This window comes from Spirobacillus cienkowskii, assembly GCF_037081835.1.
Taxonomy (GTDB): Bacteria; Bdellovibrionota_B; Oligoflexia; order Silvanigrellales; family Silvanigrellaceae; genus Silvanigrella; species Silvanigrella cienkowskii.
Genome location: NZ_CP146516.1, coordinates 2,698,038 through 2,713,900 on the forward strand (window position 1 = coordinate 2,698,038; position 15,863 = coordinate 2,713,900).

The 15,863-nt window shown below is 29.1% G+C and carries 16 protein-coding genes; 9 read left to right on the forward strand and 7 right to left on the reverse strand.

The features are described from left to right. Positions 1 to 68 precede the first annotated feature (68 nt). The 8 genes from Spiro2_RS12135 to Spiro2_RS12170 all read left to right on the forward strand — a co-directional run bounded on the left by Spiro2_RS12135 (position 69) and on the right by Spiro2_RS12170 (position 7,269). Complete coding sequence (locus tag Spiro2_RS12135; protein ID WP_338636114.1) at positions 69 to 335, forward strand: hypothetical protein; 267 nt, start codon at positions 69 to 71, stop codon at positions 333 to 335. Positions 336 to 343: 8 nt separating this feature from the next. Beyond that, entirely contained in the window at positions 344 to 1,603 is a 1,260-nt protein-coding gene (locus Spiro2_RS12140) for a site-specific DNA-methyltransferase (protein ID WP_338636116.1), read from the forward strand. Between the two features lie 74 nt (positions 1,604 to 1,677). Then, on the forward strand, positions 1,678 to 1,974 hold the full coding sequence (locus tag Spiro2_RS12145) for a hypothetical protein (RefSeq protein WP_338636118.1): 297 nt from the start codon (positions 1,678 to 1,680) through the stop codon (positions 1,972 to 1,974). A gap of 9 nt (positions 1,975 to 1,983) precedes the next feature. Then, positions 1,984 to 2,781, forward strand: coding sequence for a MotA/TolQ/ExbB proton channel family protein (locus Spiro2_RS12150; RefSeq protein ID WP_338636120.1), 798 nt, complete (start codon positions 1,984 to 1,986; stop codon positions 2,779 to 2,781). Next, on the forward strand, positions 2,726 to 3,289 hold the full coding sequence (locus Spiro2_RS12155; protein WP_338636121.1) for a hypothetical protein: 564 nt from the start codon (positions 2,726 to 2,728) through the stop codon (positions 3,287 to 3,289). The genes Spiro2_RS12150 and Spiro2_RS12155 overlap by 56 nt, the downstream gene beginning before the upstream one ends. Positions 3,290 to 3,296: 7 nt before the next feature. Then, the gene (locus Spiro2_RS12160) at positions 3,297 to 3,839 is read left to right on the forward strand and encodes a hypothetical protein (RefSeq protein ID WP_338636123.1); all 543 of its coding nucleotides are present in this window, start codon (positions 3,297 to 3,299) and stop codon (positions 3,837 to 3,839) included. Positions 3,840 to 3,844: 5 nt separating this feature from the next. Continuing rightward, complete coding sequence (locus Spiro2_RS12165) at positions 3,845 to 5,602, forward strand: AgmX/PglI C-terminal domain-containing protein (RefSeq protein ID WP_338636125.1); 1,758 nt, start codon at positions 3,845 to 3,847, stop codon at positions 5,600 to 5,602. An 11-nt stretch (positions 5,603 to 5,613) separates the two neighbouring features. After that, complete coding sequence (locus Spiro2_RS12170) at positions 5,614 to 7,269, forward strand: ribonuclease J (RefSeq protein WP_338636126.1); 1,656 nt, start codon at positions 5,614 to 5,616, stop codon at positions 7,267 to 7,269. On the opposite strand, the gene Spiro2_RS12175 is transcribed toward Spiro2_RS12170, so the two are convergent. Continuing rightward, a complete protein-coding gene (locus tag Spiro2_RS12175) occupies positions 7,266 to 8,300 on the reverse strand; it encodes a beta-ketoacyl-ACP synthase III (protein ID WP_338636127.1) in 1,035 nt (344 codons plus the stop codon). The genes Spiro2_RS12170 and Spiro2_RS12175 overlap by 4 nt on opposite strands. 165 nt (positions 8,301 to 8,465) lie before the next feature. Between Spiro2_RS12175 and Spiro2_RS12180 the strand changes: the two genes are divergently transcribed. Beyond that, positions 8,466 to 10,241 carry a DNA repair protein RecN gene (locus Spiro2_RS12180; protein ID WP_338636128.1) on the forward strand — a complete coding sequence of 592 codons (1,776 nt, stop codon included), beginning with the start codon at positions 8,466 to 8,468 and terminating at the stop codon, positions 10,239 to 10,241. 2 nt (positions 10,242 to 10,243) lie between these two features. Here Spiro2_RS12180 and Spiro2_RS12185 read toward each other — a convergent pair whose 3' ends face one another. Genes Spiro2_RS12185 through menB form a run of 6 tightly spaced genes read right to left on the reverse strand, consistent with a single transcriptional unit; the run spans position 10,244 to position 15,456 of the window. Beyond that, complete coding sequence (locus tag Spiro2_RS12185; protein ID WP_338636130.1) at positions 10,244 to 11,467, reverse strand: MFS transporter; 1,224 nt, start codon at positions 11,465 to 11,467, stop codon at positions 10,244 to 10,246. Between the two features lie 9 nt (positions 11,468 to 11,476). After that, positions 11,477 to 12,679, reverse strand: a complete 1,203-nt coding sequence (locus Spiro2_RS12190; protein WP_338636132.1) for an AMP-binding protein — start codon at positions 12,677 to 12,679, stop codon at positions 11,477 to 11,479. Then, complete coding sequence (locus Spiro2_RS12195; protein ID WP_338636134.1) at positions 12,673 to 13,722, reverse strand: hypothetical protein; 1,050 nt, start codon at positions 13,720 to 13,722, stop codon at positions 12,673 to 12,675. Before Spiro2_RS12195 ends, Spiro2_RS12190 begins: the two co-directional genes overlap by 7 nt. A gap of 7 nt (positions 13,723 to 13,729) precedes the next feature. Beyond that, the gene (locus Spiro2_RS12200; RefSeq protein ID WP_338637770.1) at positions 13,730 to 14,356 is read right to left on the reverse strand and encodes a prenyltransferase; all 627 of its coding nucleotides are present in this window, start codon (positions 14,354 to 14,356) and stop codon (positions 13,730 to 13,732) included. A gap of 11 nt (positions 14,357 to 14,367) precedes the next feature. Beyond that, the gene (locus tag Spiro2_RS12205) at positions 14,368 to 14,625 is read right to left on the reverse strand and encodes a hypothetical protein (RefSeq protein ID WP_338636136.1); all 258 of its coding nucleotides are present in this window, start codon (positions 14,623 to 14,625) and stop codon (positions 14,368 to 14,370) included. 6 nt (positions 14,626 to 14,631) lie between these two features. Then, entirely contained in the window at positions 14,632 to 15,456 is an 825-nt protein-coding gene (menB, locus tag Spiro2_RS12210; protein WP_338636137.1) for a 1,4-dihydroxy-2-naphthoyl-CoA synthase, read from the reverse strand. Positions 15,457 to 15,863 lie beyond the last annotated feature (407 nt).

The window sequence follows — 15,863 nt, forward strand, 5'->3', positions numbered from 1 at the left end:
TCTTGTCGCCTCCTATTAATTAGAATAACATACTTCTCGTTTGCTAACCTCTTCTAAGGAGATACCTCATGGCTTTGTCGGATACACTTGTAAAAATGTCACCTATCAAGGGAGAATACTATCTTGTCGAACGTGAAAAAACTGAAGAACTATATCGTAACGCAGGTTATAATGACGAGGAAGAACAAATTCCAAATTTTATTAATATTGATGGTAAAGAATGTTTTTTTACTGAAAATTTTATAGAAAAAGACGGCAAAGAATTTGAGATAGTTATTGTGGCTAATGGTTTTTCGTGGGAAGACATTATTATTTATGAAGATGAAGAAGAATAAGGGATGACGTGGTTAGTCTTAACTTCAATGGAAAAAATGAATGTTTTGAAATAGCTTTTAAAAAGCCTCTATTTGAATTTTACGAACGCACTACCAACTATAAACTAACAAATGAAATTCTCAAAAACGAAAATATTTTAATTAAATGCGATAATCTTGAAACACTTAAGTATATTAAAAAATTAAATTTTAAGTTTGACATTATTTATATTGATCCTCCTTATAATAGTGGCTTAAAGTTTATTTATAATGATTGCTTTAAAGAACAGAACTTGGATAACAATAACGATATTTGGTTAAATATGATGATGCCTAGACTTCTCCTCGCTCGTGAAATTCTTGATGAGAGTGGAATTATGTTTGTTTCAATTGATGAGCGAGAGTTTGCTAGTTTAACAATTCTTATGCGAGAAATTTTTGGCCGCGAAAATCATATTGGAACCCTCAAGTGGAGAAAAAAAAGAAAGCCATCTTTTTTAAATAAACATATTAGTCATGTAATAGAATATATTTTAGTATTTTCAAGTCACAAAGGTAAACTCCTAAAACTTATTGGAAAAGAGCTAACAGAAAAAAATCGCCCTGTGCTTAATAGTTCAAATATTATTTCTAATAGAATTTTAAAGAAAAATACTATAGCAAAATGTCCAGATGGAACTTATCTTAAAGGAGAATATATTAATAGAACTTTAAAAATACATTTAGACTCGGATGCAACTATATTAAATGGAAAACTTTTGAATGATGTTCATGTAAAGGGACGATTTAGAGTGTCTCAAGAAATTTTGGACAATTGCGTATTTATTACAAAAAATTTTGGTCTTAGAAGAAAAGTGTTAAAGGATGAGATAAAATTTAAACAAGCTACAGATGATCTTACTGTAGACTGCGAATCTAACGAAGATGGTGAATTTCAGTTAAAAAAAATTTTTCATGGAGAAAAAGTTTTTGACTTTCCAAAACCTGTAGGTTTAATTAAACATCTTATTTCAATGTATCAAAATCCCAAATCAAAAATAATTAATTGTTTAGACTTCTTTGCAGGAAGCGCTACTTTAGCACAAGCTGTACATGAGTTAAATCAATATGAAGTTAAATATAAATTTTGCTGTGTTCAAAATGAAGAAGCTATAAATAATAAAATTAAAAATTTTACTTTTAAAAATGTTGCTGAAATAACCGAAAAAAGAATTAATTTAGTTGAAGAAAACAATGAAATTTTTCCTAGATGCAAAATTTTCTCCCCAATTTGTCAAAATGATGAATAAATTATTTTGAAATTTAATTATAAAAGTTCATAATAAGAATTATTAAGTTAACCTTAATAACCAAGGAACACAAAATGCCAAAAAATTTTAAAATTAAAAATAAAATTTTTAAACTATTAATTTTTGTTTCAATTTTTTTAATTATAAATCCAGTAAATTCTGACTCAATAAACAATAGTATTAAAATTAATGGCGACCCAGAACCTACAAGCATTGAAGATGTAAAACTTCCTGAATTTGAGTACGATTTTAACTCACTTAGAGATGAATTTAATCCAGAAAATGAACTCATTAATTTACTAAATAATCCTTTAGAATTAATTGGTCTGAATGAAACTGATTTTAAACAAGATTTTGTGATTGAAAAATAGGGATATATTATGCTCAATGATATTTTTTTAATGTATCGAAATGGTGAAATTATTCCATTTATTATTTTAGCCTTTGTAGCAGTAGGATATATTATTATTTTTGAAAAATTCATTGTCCTACAATTTGTTTACAGAATTAATTTTGAAAAATTTAATTCTTCAATGAAAAGAATGCTTGCTGCAAATGATATGGAAAGAGCAAGAAGCTTTACAAAAGCAACATCAAGAACCTCTGTTCCAATGCTAACTTTAAAGGCAATTGAAGCTTATGAAAATGACCCAATGCGGGTGCGCTCTATTGTTTCTGAAGAAAGTTTAAGGTTTTTTCCGAGAATTCGCAGACGTATTAATCAATTACCGAATCTCGCTGCAGCTTGTGTTTTACTTGGTGCAATTGCTACTGTTCAAGGTATTTGGACCTCTTTTAGAATGGTTGAAGGATTAGAATTAGGAATAAAAAGTTTTGCTTTTTCAGCTGGTCTTTCTCATGCTTTACTTCCTTTAGCGATTTCACTTGTTTCTGCAGTATTGTTAATGTTGCCTTTTGGAATTCTTGATGCAATTGCGTGGCGACTTGAAGCTGAAATGGAACATAGTCTTTGCGTAATTTTAAATATTTTAGCACCTGAAATGCAACCAATGTTTACTGGAGGAGTTTTGGCACAAGAAAATCAAGGAAGCGCGTCGGATAACTTTGATAACGATAGTTCAAACTTTAGCGAAAGTAAACGAGAGTCGAAAGGAAGACGAGATGATAGTTCAGAAGCAGGTTTACAAGAGATTCCTGACGAAGAAGAAATTATCTAGCTTCGCATGGACCCATTGGGGATTTGCACTCATTACTACAATTGGTATTGGGTTTTTATTTACTATTATTGAAATATTAAAAATTAATGACCGTAAGGTAGTTTTTTACAACATTAGAACTGTAAATACAGAAAATACTAAATTTGTTGATTTAAAAAACCAGGCTAATCTAAATAATAATTCTCCCGTATTTGTATTTATGCAAGATAATGTTCTTTTTGGACCATTAAAAAGTATAGTCGCACCACTTCCAGATCATGATGTCATAATTTTAGGAAAAAAATGGAGAGAAGATTTTAGTGATAAAATTTCTTATTTTAAAAATAACTCAACATTATTTCCAGCAAGAACATACGGTGTTTTATTTAAATATGATTTAGATTATCAAAAACATGTTGAGCATTTAAAAGATACTTTTGAACTAATAGATAAGCAAAATAAAAAAATAAATAAAAATTATAATTTTGCACCAGCAACAATTATTCTTGATTTTATTAAAATTGATTGAGGAAAAAATGTTTACTATCGCAACGAGAAAATTTGGAGTTTGGAGAGAAGAAAGACAAAGTAATTTATTTAGATATCGCATTCAATCAAGACAACTAGTTTTTGCATTAAGCATGGCTGCATTTATAAGCTGGATGTTATATATTATAACAATACGAGTTAGGCAAGAATTTTATTTATTTGAATCCTCAGCGCAAAATTATGTAAAACTTAATGATATAAAAAATTATGGTAACGGATTCTTTATTAATGAAAGAAAATCAGCTATTGCAATATATGTAACTAATGACAAGCAAAAAAATATAAAAATAATTTTTGATACTGGAGTAGGTTTTTCTTTACCAAAAGAAGCTGTAAAATTTCTTGATTATTTTGAAGAAAAAAGACAAAATATAATGCTAACTTCAATGCTAATGAGGGTTCAAGATCCTTCAATTTCAAGAATTAAAATTTGGTCTGATAAATCAGTTCCTTTTAATAATGTTAAATATATTATTAAATTATTTTCGCAGTTTGGTTATGATGATTTTGACATAGCGGTTGAAAGGTAACCGATATGGTTAATTACAAAAAATCTAAAAAGAAAATATTGAGCGATAATACTTTTTTGTTTCTTCAAGTTTTTCAGATGGGAGCATTGCAGTTAGAAAAAAAATTTAAAATCAACTCTTTATTTTCAAAAAAAATTAGCTTTGGTGGAAAAACAAAATATGATATCTTAATACCCTACTCAAGAGCATTTTTAAAAATGGGTCTATTTAATATTGGAAGAAATCGTGTTGATATCGTTTTAGACCCAAGATTAGAAGGTTTTTTAAGTACAGGAAGCAAATTTGGAAATTTTAAAGAATTCACTTCGCCAAGAGGATCTCTGTTACAAATATCGACAATTGATGAACCCTTAATTGTACCGTTAGATTATGGCTCAAGAGGAAAAATTCAATTAAATGGATTTGATATTGCTTTTAAAATTGAAAAAGAACAAAAAGTTAAAGAAATAAAAGTTCAAAAAATAGAAAGCAAAATATTTCAAATGCCAGAATATGATCTACCAATCGAAAGAAGTGTAATACCTATTAGCATGATTGCAACAGGTATTATTTTTCTTCCTTTTTTATTTTGGTTGTTAAAAGCTCCCATGGTAGCCGACACGGGATTAATTCATTTACCATCTCAGGTTTCAATAAGATTTATTGCGCCAGAAAATATAAGACTTCTTCCCTTTGTATACGAATCTAAGTACGACCCAAATGAAAATGAAAAACTTGCAATTTTTTGGGTATATGAACTTTTAAAACGTTGGGAAGCTTCAGAAAAAGGGAGAAACTCTCAATCAATAATTCCATTTTTAAAAAATTCTCATAAATATGTTGATCAAACAATTCAAGTAGAATCTTGGGAAAAAAGCATTTATGACAATTACAGATCCTTAGAAAGCTACAGGATATCCAAATTTTCTCCTAGATATTATTCTTATCTTCGCCCATATCCTGCTATGACTAGCGTAATTTCTGGTATTGAAGGTAGTTCACAATATGTAACCTTACTAAAAAGACTTGAACAATTAAAAAACACAGATAAAGCAATTCTTGAATACTTAGAATTGGAGCACACAATTTTAAAAGATTTGTATGAAAAAGAATATAAATCAAGAAAAAATGGGATTGTTGATCCTCCATCTACAGGACAAGTTTTAGGTTCACAACCAGACAAATCTTTTAATATAGAATATAATAACTTTAAAATTGCAGAAAGAAGTGCTGAAATTGCAGAGAATTCCAGTTATAGAAATAAAATTTTAGAAAAAGAAAACTATCCCATTTATTATAATAATAAAATGTTATATCCAAAAACGACATCTGTTATCTGGATTGCAAAAGATGACCTTATTATTCCATCTGATTTTAGAAGATCAAAAGAAAAAAAAGCAGATGAAACAATATTTAATAATTTGATGTACAATGCATACTATTCAAATGGAATTTATAAAATTCCAGCACTACCCCCACCCAAGGCTATTATCGATAAAAAAATGGTTGATTTTGTGATTTTTAATAAAACAGAAGAAATTCGCTCATGCTATAATGCTGCTCTCAGAAAAAATCCAGGACTTCACGGTGATTTGAAGATTAGCTGGACTATACTTGAATCAGGAAAGGCTAAAAATATAAAAATATTGGACTCAAACATGATTGATAAAAATTTGATAAATTGCATTGAATCAAGGTTAATGGTGTGGAATTTTCCAAAACCAAAGTACGGCCCTGTTGTTGTGACATACCCTTTTCAATTTTCAGTTAACAAAAATAAGTGAATGGATAATAAATGGAATCTTCTTCTTTAAAACTCATCCCACTCGGCGGTTGCGGCGAGATAGGGATGAATATGACTATACTTTGCGTTATGGATCGATACTTTTTTATTGATGCAGGAAGTCTTTTTCCAGACTCTTCATTGATAGGGGTTAATTTAATTTTACCTGACACGACATATATTGATGAGCAACAAATCCAACCTGATGCATGGTTAATTACACATGGCCATGAAGATCACATTGGCGCGTTACCGTATTTATTTAAAAAATATCCAGCTCCTATTTATGGAACTCAATTTACAATTGAGCTTATAAAATCAAAATTTCAAGAGTTTCAAATTAATGATGCTATTTTTAACACGTGGAATTTTTTTGAAACAATATTTTTTAGAAACATGAAGGTCACTATTTTTCAAGTAAATCATAGTATAGCAGATGCTTCAGGACTTTTTTTTGAAACAACATTTGGTAATATTTTACACATGGGAGATTTTAGAATTGATTATCATCCTCCAGAAAAAAGTAGTACCCACGAAAATCTTGAAAAAATAATTAAAAATAAAAAAGTTACACTCATGATGAGTGATAGTACAAACTCATTTCAAACAGGCCAAGATTTAAGTGAATCTGATATTACATCAAGTCTTGTTAATTATTTAACCAATGAAAAAGGAATGATAGTACTCGCTACATTTTCAAGTAATATATGGAGATTGCAAAGTATTTTTGATGCAGCGTATTTAACAGGTCGAAAAATAGTTTTATTTGGAAGATCACTGCTTAGAAATACTGAAATAGCAAATAGACTTGGCTTATTAAATTTTTCTAATAATACTATAATCGACTTAAATAATATTAAAGATTATCCACGACACGAAATATGTATTATATGCACAGGAAGTCAGGGTGAATCATTTTCTGGGTTACATCGCCTTGCATGGGATAATGTTGTTGATGTCAAAGTCAATGCTAATGATACTATCATATTTTCATCTCGTGTTATACCTGGAAATGAAAGAGCAATTGAAAGTTTAGTCACTCAATTTACAAGAAAAGAATGCACTGTTATCACTTCAAAAGATAATAATTCTATTCATGTAAGTGGTCACGGATATCAAGAAGATCTTATTAAATGCATTAAAATTGCAAAGCCAAAATTTTTTCTTCCAATACATGGTACCTATCGACATTTAAAGAAACATCGTGAACTAGCTATGTCTTGTGGTATTCGTTCTGAAAATGCGTTATTAGCAGAAAATGGAGATATTATCAGCATTGGTTTGCACAATACAAGCATTAATGAAAGAGTAAAATTTGGCCGAGAATATGTTTGTCCAGGAGGAATTTTTTCACAAAATAGTCAAATTTATAAAGAAAGAGTCTTGCTTGCTACTACAGGTATTGCTGCTATTTCTTTAGTTTTTGAACAAAAAAATTATGAGCTTTTGGGCATACCCACCGTAACATTAAAAGGCGTTCCATTAAGACCAGAAGAACTTATTAATAAAATAGAGCTAATACTACATAATGCAATTGAAGCCATAAGTAAAAGAAAAACTCTAACTGATGAATTATTGCAAGAAGAAATGAGAATAGGAGTTAGAAAATATATTGAAAAAAGATTAAACTACAAAACAAACGTAATAATTTTAATAACTAGAATTTAAAGTCTAATTAAACTACCACCCCATGTAAAACCTGCACCAAAAGCAACTGTTAAAATGAGATCTCCCTTTTTAACTCTTCCTATTTCTAACGCCTCATTAATACAAATAGGTATTGTTGCCGAAGTTGTATTTCCATATTTTTGAATGTTATTAAAAACTTTTTCAGGCGATAGTTCCATTTTTTCACGAACCAATTCACTAATACGTAAGTTTGCTTGATGCGGTATCAGACAAGCAATATCTTTAGAAGTAATTTTATGTTTTTTCATTAAAGCCTCGGCAACTTCACACATTCTACTAACAGCATGTTTAAAAACGTGCCGTCCTTCCATCTGAGGATGACAGCTTTTATTTGCAATAGTTTCAGAATTTAAAAAACCTGGTGTTGCTGTGCCTGGTGAGCGAAGTAACAATAATTCTGCACCAATTCCATCACTTCCCAAAATAGTATCAATCACTCCTGAGCTTTTATTAAAAACGGTAGGCATCTCTGCTTCTGTACACTCTTGAGCTTCGCAAACAACAGCAGCAGCACCATCACCAAATAAAACAGCAACATTTCTGCCATGATTTGATAAGTCTAATAACTTACTTTGTACGTCTGCAAAAACCATAAGAATTCTTTTATATTGACCACTTTGGATCATTGCTTGAGCAAGCTGCGTTGAGTAGACAAACGCGCTACATTGAACCCGAATATCAATTGCAGGAATATTAGGAAAACTAAGTTTATTTTGAACTATTGGGGCAATACCCGGAAAATAATAATCTGGGGATAAACTACAAGCAATAATGTAATCAAAATCTTTAGCTTGTAAATTTGATTGCACAAAAACTTTTTTTACTGCTTCAATTGCCAAATCAGAAGTTGTTGTAGGCTCTTCAACAAAACGCCTTTCTTTTATACCAGAACGCTCTGTAATCCAAGCATCATTAGTATCCATGACTTTGCTGAGATCATCATTAGTCACTCTGCGAGGTGGAAGATATTGAGAAAAATGTGACATAACCATCTTAAAATACTTTGCCATGCTTATACTCTCCTCTACAAGCTATAACTTAAGAAAGCCTAGCGTTTTTATAACAAGACACTTATCTTGGCAAATTATATTTATTACGCAAGAATATTTTAAACAAAATGTAAAATTTGCTATTCTTAAAACCTTTTTGCTTAAAATCATTTTTAAGGATGAAAAATGTTAAAGAATCTCAATATACAAAACCTAGCAATTGCTGAAAATATCACTGTAGATTTTCTAAAAGGACTTAACGTCATTACTGGAGAAACGGGATCAGGCAAATCTTTACTGGTTGATGCATTAAGTTTATTGAGAGGATGTCGAGTAGATATCAATATTATTAGGCATGGATTTGATAGTGCGCAGGTAACTGGTATTTTTTCTCCAACAATTCAACATGAAGAAGTTTTTTTACTACTAGAAAAGTATGGAATTCCTCAATACTCCGAAGACCCTACTGAAATTATATTAAAACGTTTTATCCATAGAAGCGGAAAACACAAAGCCTCTATTAATGAAAATATAGTTAGTTTAAAAACATTACAATTAATCGCTGGAGAACTAATTGATATTAGCAGCCAATTTGAAAATCAAAAACTTCTTGATAATGAAATGCACACTTATTTTCTAGATGAATTTTGTGGAAACTCTAAATTATACAAAAAATACTTAAATGAATACAACATAACTCATGAAAGTATTAAAAAATTAAAAAAAATGCTGCAAGAACTTGAATTATTAAAAAGAGAAAGATCCTTATATGAATTTGAACTCTCACAAATACAAGAATCAGGATATTCTATAGATGAATTTAAAAAAATTGAAGAAATAATTTCAAAAGGAAATAATTCAATACTATTAAAGAAACTTTGCTTTGAGATAACTGAAAATATATATACTAACGAAATAAACTGTATAAATTTATTTAAAAAATGTAAAAAGAATATTAATAAACTAAGTAAAATATCAGAGAATAAGTATTTCATTAACTTAGAAGAAAAACTTGATGAAATCATTTTATTAACTGAAGACTTTGCATATAATATTGAATTAAATTCTCAAAATTTTGATATCAATGAACAAGAATTTGATAAAGCAAACTCAAGAATAGAAATATATAATAAATTATTACTAAAATTTGGACCTAAAATAGAAGACATAGAAGAATATAGAAAGAAATGTGAAGATTTTATTAATAAATTATATAAACAAGAACAAGAAATTAAAGAATTTTCAGCCTCATGTGAATTAAAAATGAAAAATTGCGTTACCTTAGCAAAACAACTCAAAGTCACTAGAGAGAAAAAATTATCTTTAATTTCAGAATCAATTGAAAAAGAACTAATTGAACTTGGCATGAAAAAATCTAAGTTTGTTTGTATACTTAAGTCTTCAAAAAATAACTTTGATTTTTTTAAACATGATGAACTTATAAAAAATAACTTGCTTTCGAATATAGCAAATGAATTTTTTGCTCTTAATAAATTTGGCAGCGAACGCGCACAATTTTTATTTACAACTAACTTAGGCATTGATCCTCAAGAAATTGAAAAAATCGCAAGCGGTGGCGAATTATCAAGAATTATGCTAGCGATTAAAGGAATTTTATTTGCAGAAGAAGCTGTTAGTGTTTTTGTATTTGATGAAATTGATTCAGGTATCAGCGGAAATATTGCTACAAAAGTTGGTAAAAAACTTTCTGAATTTTGCAAAAAAGATGGCAGACAAGCAATTTGTATAACCCATCTTCCTCAAGTTGCATGTTTTGCAGAAAATCATTATATAGTTTACAAAGAATTTAAAGAAAACAAAACAATTACAAAAATTGCGAAAGCAAATGAACAAGAAAAATTAAATGAAATAGCTTTACTATTATCTGGCGAAGCAATGAGCAAAGAAAGCCTGGCACAAGCAAAAGTACTTATACAAGAAGCTCATAAAAGCTGCTCTTAAAATTAAGAAGCATTTTCTTTTTCAAAAAAATCAAGTGATTTTAATTTTATTTCTTTAATAAAAATTAAAGAAATAACAGTTAAAAACAAAAATGCAAAAGCAGAAAATAATAAACCAAGCCACACATGCTTAAATTGAAAAACAATCCATGGAACAAATGCATTCATAAAGATTATAGAACATCTTGCAAAATTTGAAATAACAGAAGTTGCAATATTTCTTTGATTTGTACCAAAATTTTCTGCCGCAAAAACCATTAATAAACCATTATAACCACTAGCAAGTCCAACTAAGAAAATTATAAAATAATATGCTGTTAAAGAAATTAAACTTCCAAAAGAAAAAGCGCTTACAGCACAAACCATTATCATTAAAGCACTAAAAACTCCTAAACGCCTACTTGATGTTAATGCAGAAATAAACGGAAATAAATAAGCACCAATAAGCGACCCTATAAAGTAACACGACAAAGCTACACCTTGACTAATAGTTGCTGCTATACCAATATAACGCGCAATTTCGGGTGAAAAATTTACAAGAAAAGCCATAAACCAAAAAGGGAAAAGAGAAACTATAAAAATTATAACTCTTATTAATGAGTCCTTTTTTAATAAAAGTAACTTTAAGCTACCTCTTTTAATTTCCTTTTTATCATTTAACTTATAATATAATTGAGAGTCACATAAAGAAACTCTAAGTGTAAGTAATAGAATTCCTGCTATACCACCAACCCAAAACAGCACCTTCCAATGAAAAACACTGCCAATAAAACTCGCCAATAATCCGCCTAAAACTCCTGAAGAGTAGACTATTGCAGAAGACCTTCCTCTTTCTGAATAGTTTAAAATTTCACTTAATAAAGTAATAGAGGCAGCAAACTCACCAGCTAAACCAACTCCAGCTAGAAATCGCATTAATGCAAACATAGGAACAGTTGTTACAAAAGTATTAGCAATAATTGCTAAAGAATAAAGAAGTATACCAGCCCGAATTGCTGACATTCTTCCAAATTTATCGCCCCAAATTCCACTTATAACCCCACCTAAAACTAAACCCACCGCCTGGCAATTAAACATTAACGAACTAACTTTCATTAAGTCTTTTTCTTGTACACCAAGAGATAATAAAGCAGGAACTCTAACAACTGCAAAAATAGTCAAATCAAAAAAATCAATTAAATAACCTAATGCAAGAATTAAAATTATAATTTTAGGATTATTTTTCATAAATTTTTCCTATAATTCATAGAAACAGGAATTTTTTATCAAATTTAATAACTGCGAACTTTTAATCTTTCCCAGGCTTGTTTTTGGGATATTTTTAACTAAATAAAAAATTTTAGCTTTCTCAAAAGGAAATACTTTTTTATTAAATTCATCAATTATTATACGCAATTTATTTAAATCAAAATTACATTCTTCTTCAAAAATAAAAATAATTTTGTTTTCGCATCTCTCATCTTTGATTGAAGAAATAATAACATCATATTTTAAATTGAGCTCTAACTTTATAGCATCTAATATAGAATTTAATTTACCTAATGAAACACTTTCACCTAAAACTTTTACTACATTATCGCCTCTACCATACACACAAAGTTTATTATCGATAATACTGCCTATATCAGAAGTTTCCAAAAATTTAGTTGGCTTAATTTTTGTATTTTCATTTAAATTCTCTAATTGAAAATCTTTAAATGATAATTTGTTATCATTTATTAGTAAATATCCACTAAACAAAGAATTTCCTGCAATACATATATTACCAGTTTCATTGATTTTTACTATTAAATGTTTCATTATATCTAACTTAGGAAATTCAGAATCCCAAACAAAATCAACTGCCGCGGTTGCAATTTGTGACCCACATTCTGTCATTCCGTAACTTGGTAAAATATTCCAAAAAAGTTCTCTTGCTTTTACATACAAATCAAAAGAAATGGCTCCACCACCGACCACAACAGCACGTAACGATTTTGGTGATTTTAAATTTTCTTTTACTATATCAAAAATTTGTGTTGGAACTAAAGATGTAATTGTTGCATTAATTTTTTGAGCCTCACTCACAAAATAATGAGGATTCCATTTTAAATTATCAGAATACAAATCAACTATTTTACATCCAGAAATATAAGATCTTGCATAATTTGCTAAACCACTAATATGAAAATAAGGTAATATATTTAATATAGTATCATTGCTTTTATATTCTAAGTGATCAACCACTGATTTTGCTGATTCTAATATTGCTAATTTTTTTAACGCAACAAACTTGATATCTTCTGGATTCATTGCAGTTGAGCCTGAAGTTGCTATAAAAATATGACCATTAAGATCACAAATTTTTATTATATCTTTAAAATCAAAGTTTTTTATTAAACTTAATTTTGAGTTATATAGAAAAAGAGACTCTTTTGAAGTCCAATCAATTTCTACCATATTTTTCTCCAATTTTCATTCTCTAAAAGATCATCAAATCCAAAACCAAATCCTTCCTGAGGAGGAACTATCTGTGAAAAATTTACCTTAATTCTTTCTGAATAAGAATTTTTTTTATATAAATCATGAGTTAAAAAACCACAAATTTGTGTATTATTATGATTACTATTATAATATTCTGATGCTTCATAAAGTGCACTAAGTTGTCCTAATGGATGATCCATATAGCTTGTAAACAAAATTTTTTTTCTCTCTATATTATAATGTTTACAATTTAGTATCTCATCATGGTTCTGTATAGCTGGTTTCAAAATTAAATAATCATATGCTTCATTTTTATTACAATAATCAGAATTATTATTTGTTCTATCGAGCGCAATTCCCAGATCTGGAAAAAATTGTTTAATTTGCATCCATTCATTATTTATATTTTTAAAAGGATCTTCTATAAAAGAAATAACACTCAAATTTTTATCTAAACTTTGAAGAAATTGATACATTCCGTCAAATGAACAAGAGCCATTAAAATCTAATCTTACCTTAATATTACAAATTTTTAAAATAGGAACTATTTTTTTTAAAAAAGATGCTTCTTTTTCTAAATTGAATCCACACTTTAATTTTATGTATTCAAAACCTTCTTTTCTCAAATTTTCAATAAAATTTGTTGTTAATAAGTTAAAATTAACACATGTAAAATGATTTTTAATAAGGCATAATTTTTTAAATGCATTTTCTCTATTAAATCTATAAAAAGCATCAGTTTTAGCAATCGAAAAACTTTTTTCTATATGAAAATCCATTTTTCCGACTTGAACCATTTTTACTTTTTCAGACAAAGAGGTATCACCTAATTCTGGCCAAGAAAAACAATCAGAATATCCAATTCCCAAATCTTTAAAATGAATTCGAAAAAGACAACCATCCCTTCGCAACATTTCTTTTGATTTAGAATTTAAACTAGAAATGGGTTCTAGTTCATAAATTGAATATTCAATTTTATCAATATTAAATTTACTTTCATTTATATTTTTAAGTATCAAATTTTACCTACATCAAAAAACCTAGCAACATAAAGATGCCAAATAATAATTGAGTTAATGCAGAAATTGCCAGATATTTATTAAATTCTTTGGAAGGATTTTTTTTGTATATTCCTTTAATAACTATCCATGAAAAGGGCAAAGTTAAAAGAGGAAGTAATCCTACTAAATAATTATTTGTCATTACCCAAAAACCACAAAGTAAATAGCTCACTAAATATAAAAAAATTATTTCGATCCTTGCAAATTTTTTACCAAATCGCGCTGCAAGAGTCATTTTACCAACCAATTTATCGCTTTCATAATCGCGAAAATTATTGATTGCTATCATGACTGTTGCCATTAACCCAACTTGAACACCCGCTACCAATGAAGGTAAACCAATTGAGTTTGTAAGAATATAAAAAAGCCCATTTACAGCCACAATCCCAAAAAACAAGACCACAAATACTTCACCTAACCCTATATAAGCCAGAGGATATGGGCCTCCGGTATATATGTATGCACATATCAAAGATAAAATTCCAATAACAAGAATTGGAATTCCACCTTTAAGCACTAAAGGCAGCGAAATAAGAACTGCTAAAAAAAAGCAAATAAACCCAGCTATAATAACTTTTCTTGCAGAAAAAATACCACTTTGCGTTACTCTTTTTGGCCCAAACGTGTTTCTGTATCTGCTCCTTTTTTAAAATCAAGGGCATCATTAATAAAATTAGTACCAATTTGTATAAAAATGGCTGCTAAAAATGCAAAAAGGCTGTAAATTAGAACAACATGTTGATTTGTATTTTTTAGTGTAGAAAATGCTGCTGCTGAAGCAACAATAATTGGAGTTACTGCAGCAACAAGTGTTTTAGGTCGGGAAGCTAATAACCAAGCTTTCAAAGATAAAAAAGTCATACAACCTCATGGAAATCTTTCAAATTTTTTGAAATCAGGTTTTCTTTTTTCGATGAACGCATTTTTTCCTTCCTTCGCTTCTTCGCTTAAATAATAAAGTAAAGTGGCATTGCCTGCCAAATCAAGCAAGCCCATTTGCCCATCGCAATCCGCGTTTAGAGCTGCTTTAAGACATCGTAATGCCAAAGGAGAATGTTCAAGAATTTCTCGACACCATTTTAGTGTTTCGGACTCTAGTTCGTCAATTGGTACTACTCTATTCACCAGACCCATTTCTAATGCTTGATCTGCGTTATATTGTCTACATAAAAACCATATCTCTCGTGCTTTTTTTTGCCCAACAATACGCGCTAAGTAACTACTACCTAGACCTCCATCAAAAGAACCCACTTTAGGTCCTGTTTGCCCAAATTTTGCATTGTCAGCAGCAATTGTTAAATCACAGACAATATGCAATACGTGGCCTCCACCAATTGCATAACCAGCAACCATTGCAATGACTGGTTTAGGCATCGATCGAATTGATTTTTGCACATCTAATATATTCAATCTAGGAACACCATCTCCACCTACATAACCTCCGTTGCCTCTAACTTTCTGATCACCACCAGCACAAAATGCTTCTTTACCTTCTCCTGTTAATATAATGACACCTATACCAGAATTATTGCGGCATATTTCAAGTGATTCTAATAATTCTAGTACCGTTTCAGGACGAAATGCATTGCGTACATGAGGCCTATTGATTGTAATTTTAGCAATGCCATCTTCTGTTCTTTCTAATTTTATATCTTTAAAATCTTTTGTGGTTTTCCATATATTTAAACTCATTTAAATCTTCCTTATACTAAGGTTATGAATACCAAGCTTCTCAAGCTATGCGTAGCTATTAACTCATTTTAATATTAAAGAACAACTTTTTTTAATAATAATTTATCTTTTTTAACTTACCAAAAAAATACAGAACTAATGAGTAATAAAAATTAATTCAAAGATCTATATTCTGTAAAACAATTTTATTACATTTTATTTTGGAGAATAATTTTAATTCATGGTTGACCTCAATTAATTACTTATATATAAATACATTTTGTAGAAGCTTTTTCTACAAAATGTATTTAAATTACAGATTTTAGTAATTTAAAATTTTCAGTTAGTTTCTTCCAATTATTTAAAAAGTTATTTATAAACTTGTGTAAAAAGGAGGGCGTATGCGGTAATAATATGTTTAATCTAAG

Excerpts from the sequence above, each read along its gene's own strand:
- Spiro2_RS12135 (WP_338636114.1), top strand. The coding sequence starts at position 69 with ATGGCTTTGTCGGATACACTTGTAAAAATGTCACCTATCAAGGGAGAA.
- menB (WP_338636137.1), bottom strand. The coding sequence starts at position 15,456 with ATGAGTTTAAATATATGGAAAACCACAAAAGATTTTAAAGATATAAAA.
- Spiro2_RS12160 (WP_338636123.1), top strand. The coding sequence starts at position 3,297 with ATGTTTACTATCGCAACGAGAAAATTTGGAGTTTGGAGAGAAGAAAGA.
- Spiro2_RS12150 (WP_338636120.1), top strand. The coding sequence starts at position 1,984 with ATGCTCAATGATATTTTTTTAATGTATCGAAATGGTGAAATTATTCCA.
- Spiro2_RS12180 (WP_338636128.1), top strand. The coding sequence starts at position 8,466 with ATGTTAAAGAATCTCAATATACAAAACCTAGCAATTGCTGAAAATATC.
- Spiro2_RS12185 (WP_338636130.1), bottom strand. The coding sequence starts at position 11,467 with ATGAAAAATAATCCTAAAATTATAATTTTAATTCTTGCATTAGGTTAT.
- Spiro2_RS12145 (WP_338636118.1), top strand. The coding sequence starts at position 1,678 with ATGCCAAAAAATTTTAAAATTAAAAATAAAATTTTTAAACTATTAATT.
- Spiro2_RS12205 (WP_338636136.1), bottom strand. The coding sequence starts at position 14,625 with ATGACTTTTTTATCTTTGAAAGCTTGGTTATTAGCTTCCCGACCTAAA.
- Spiro2_RS12175 (WP_338636127.1), bottom strand. The coding sequence starts at position 8,300 with ATGGCAAAGTATTTTAAGATGGTTATGTCACATTTTTCTCAATATCTT.
- Spiro2_RS12170 (WP_338636126.1), top strand. The coding sequence starts at position 5,614 with ATGGAATCTTCTTCTTTAAAACTCATCCCACTCGGCGGTTGCGGCGAG.
- Spiro2_RS12165 (WP_338636125.1), top strand. The coding sequence starts at position 3,845 with ATGGTTAATTACAAAAAATCTAAAAAGAAAATATTGAGCGATAATACT.
- Spiro2_RS12190 (WP_338636132.1), bottom strand. The coding sequence starts at position 12,679 with ATGGTAGAAATTGATTGGACTTCAAAAGAGTCTCTTTTTCTATATAAC.
- Spiro2_RS12155 (WP_338636121.1), top strand. The coding sequence starts at position 2,726 with ATGATAGTTCAGAAGCAGGTTTACAAGAGATTCCTGACGAAGAAGAAA.